The 3,055-nt window shown below is 52.6% G+C and carries 1 rRNA gene; it reads right to left on the bottom strand.

Features of this window, described 5'->3' with window-relative positions:
* Window position 1 precedes the first annotated feature (1 nt).
* Window positions 2–2,936, bottom strand: a 23S ribosomal RNA gene (locus EJA10_RS03050).
* Window positions 2,937–3,055 lie beyond the last annotated feature (119 nt).

Below are 3,055 nucleotides of genomic sequence, written 5' to 3'. Positions count from 1 at the left end.
TTTGGTTAAGTCCTCGAACGATTAGTATCAGTCAGCTCCACACGTCACCGCGCTTCCACCTCTGACCTATCAACCTGATCATCTTTCAGGGTTCTTACTAGCTTGCGCTATGGGAAATCTCATCTTGAGGGGGGCTTCATGCTTAGATGCTTTCAGCACTTATCCCGTCCGCACATAGCTACCCAGCGATGCCTTTGGCAAGACAACTGGTACACCAGCGGTGCGTCCATCCCGGTCCTCTCGTACTAAGGACAGCTCCTCTCAAATTTCCTGCGCCCACGACGGATAGGGACCGAACTGTCTCACGACGTTCTGAACCCAGCTCGCGTACCGCTTTAATGGGCGAACAGCCCAACCCTTGGGACCGACTACAGCCCCAGGATGCGATGAGCCGACATCGAGGTGCCAAACCTCCCCGTCGATGTGGACTCTTGGGGGAGATAAGCCTGTTATCCCCGGGGTAGCTTTTATCCGTTGAGCGATGGCCCTTCCATGCGGAACCACCGGATCACTAAGCCCGACTTTCGTCCCTGCTCGACTTGTAGGTCTCGCAGTCAAGCTCCCTTGTGCCTTTACACTCTGCGAATGATTTCCAACCATTCTGAGGGAACCTTTGGGCGCCTCCGTTACTCTTTAGGAGGCGACCGCCCCAGTCAAACTGCCCACCTGACACTGTCTCCCGCCCCGATCAGGGGCGCGGGTTAGAATTTCAATACAGCCAGGGTAGTATCCCACCGACGCCTCCACCGAAGCTGGCGCTCCGGTTTCTACGGCTCCTACCTATCCTGTACAAGCTGTACCAAAATTCAATATCAGGCTACAGTAAAGCTCCACGGGGTCTTTCCGTCCTGTCGCGGGTAACCTGCATCTTCACAGGTACTATAATTTCACCGAGTCTCTCGTTGAGACAGTGCCCAGATCGTTACGCCTTTCGTGCGGGTCGGAACTTACCCGACAAGGAATTTCGCTACCTTAGGACCGTTATAGTTACGGCCGCCGTTTACTGGGGCTTCGATTCAGAGCTTCGCGTGAGCTAACCCCTCCTCTTAACCTTCCAGCACCGGGCAGGCGTCAGCCCCTATACTTCGCCTTGCGGCTTCGCAGAGACCTGTGTTTTTGCTAAACAGTCGCCTGGGCCTATTCACTGCGGCTCATCCGGGCTATTCACCCAAATGAGCACCCCTTCTCCCGAAGTTACGGGGTCATTTTGCCGAGTTCCTTAACGAGAGTTCTCTCGCTCACCTTAGGATTCTCTCCTCGCCTACCTGTGTCGGTTTGCGGTACGGGCACCATTTATCTCGCTAGAGGCTTTTCTTGGCAGTGTGGAATCAGGAACTTCGGTACTATATTTCCCTCGCTGTCACAGCTCAGCCTTCACGCAAGCGGGATTTGCCTCACTTGCAGCCTAACTGCTTAGACGCGCATATCCAACAGCGCGCTTACCCTATCCTCCTGCGTCCCCCCGTCGCTCAAACGATAAAGAGGTGGTACAGGAATATCAACCTGTTGTCCATCGCCTACGCCTTTCGGCCTCGGCTTAGGTCCCGACTAACCCTGAGAGGACGAGCCTTCCTCAGGAAACCTTAGGCATTCGGTGGATGGGATTCTCACCCATCTTTCGCTACTCATACCGGCATTCTCACTTCTAAGCGCTCCACCAGTCCTTACGGTCTGGCTTCAACGCCCTTAGAACGCTCTCCTACCACTGACATCGAAGATGTCAATCCACAGCTTCGGTGATACGTTTAGCCCCGGTACATTTTCGGCGCAGAGTCACTCGACCAGTGAGCTATTACGCACTCTTTAAATGGTGGCTGCTTCTAAGCCAACATCCTGGTTGTCTAAGCAACTCCACATCCTTTTCCACTTAACGTATACTTTGGGACCTTAGCTGGTGGTCTGGGCTGTTTCCCTTTTGACTACGGATCTTATCACTCGCAGTCTGACTCCCACGGATAAGTCTTTGGCATTCGGAGTTTGTCTGAGTTCGGTAACCCGATGAGGGCCCCTAGCCCAAACAGTGCTCTACCTCCAAGACTCTTACAACGTGAGGCTAGCCCTAAAGCTATTTCGGAGAGAACCAGCTATCTCCAAGTTCGATTGGAATTTCTCCGCTACCCACACCTCATCCCCGCACTTTTCAACGTGCGTGGGTTCGGGCCTCCAGTTGGTGTTACCCAACCTTCACCCTGGACATGGGTAGATCACCTGGTTTCGGGTCTACGACCACATACTCATTCGCCCTATTCAGACTCGCTTTCGCTGCGGCTCCGTCTCTTCAACTTAACCTTGCATGTAATCGTAACTCGCCGGTTCATTCTACAAAAGGCACGCCATCACCCATGAACGGGCTCTGACTACTTGTAGGCACACGGTTTCAGGATCTCTTTCACTCCCCTTCCGGGGTGCTTTTCACCTTTCCCTCACGGTACTGGTTCACTATCGGTCACTAGGGAGTATTTAGCCTTGGGAGATGGTCCTCCCAGCTTCCGACGGGATTTCACGTGTCCCGCCGTACTCAGGATCCACTCAGGAGGGAACGAAGTTTCAACTACAGGGTTTTTACCTTCTTTGACGGGCCTTTCCAGACCTCTTCATCTACCCCGTTCCTTTGTAACTCCACGTAGAGTGTCCTACAACCCCAAGAGGCAAGCCTCTTGGTTTGGGCTATGTCCCGTTTCGCTCGCCGCTACTCAGGGAATCGCGTTTGCTTTCTCTTCCTCCGGGTACTTAGATGTTTCAGTTCCCCGGGTCTGCCTTCAATGCCCTATGTATTCAGGCAAAGATACTGTTCCATTACGAACAGTGGGTTTCCCCATTCGGAAATCTCCGGATCAAAGCTTACTTACAGCTCCCCGAAGCATATCGGTGTTAGTCCCGTCCTTCATCGGCTCCTAGTGCCAAGGCATCCACCGTGCGCCCTTTCTAACTTAACCGTATGACATAAAGTCATGGTTTGTTTCTCTAAATAAATAGAGAGAAAACTAAAATGGCGATCACTCGGTTTCTTCTTTGGTTCTTCTTACTTACGATTATCTAGTTTTCAAGGAACAAA

The sequence above is a fragment of the Mesobacillus subterraneus genome (genome assembly GCF_003937825.1).
Classification (GTDB): domain Bacteria; phylum Bacillota; class Bacilli; order Bacillales; family Cytobacillaceae; genus Mesobacillus; species Mesobacillus subterraneus.
Note: the sequence above shows the minus strand (reverse complement) of the source record. Positions and strands in the feature narration are given on the sequence as shown.